Source organism: Photobacterium alginatilyticum (genome assembly GCF_009910675.1).
Taxonomy (GTDB): Bacteria; Pseudomonadota; Gammaproteobacteria; order Enterobacterales; family Vibrionaceae; genus Photobacterium; species Photobacterium alginatilyticum.
The window spans coordinates 1-328 of the sequence record NZ_RSEJ01000430.1; the positions used below are offsets into that span (position 1 = coordinate 1).

At 43.9% G+C, this 328-nt stretch carries 1 protein-coding gene; it reads right to left on the reverse strand.

What is annotated here, in order from left to right; genetic code table 11:
• The coding region (locus tag EIZ48_RS31745) for a transposase (protein WP_160658841.1) at positions 1-328 on the reverse strand (328 nt) is incomplete at both ends.

Here is a 328-nt window from a genome sequence, read left to right on the forward strand (position 1 = left end):
TCTTTTACAGAATTTGCCTGAAAGTGACGGTGCCAACCGTTATGTTCTGCAATTATTCCAAACCACCAATAGACCATAAAAGCGAGCAGACCAATGAGTAGTAAAATGTCGAAGCGTTTAGGGTCATGAGTGCGGCTTTGACGTAAGCCAAAACCGTATTGTGGACTTTTTAAGTCTCGAAATGTTTCTTCAATTTGCATGCGTTTGGTGTAGAGCCTGACGATACATCGAGATGAAAATATGTTTGTTGGGATATTAGTCGCCAGCAGCCAAGGTTCTAGTGCTGACTTCTTATGGACTGCCTGGGCGGAGAAGTGCTCTCGACCTT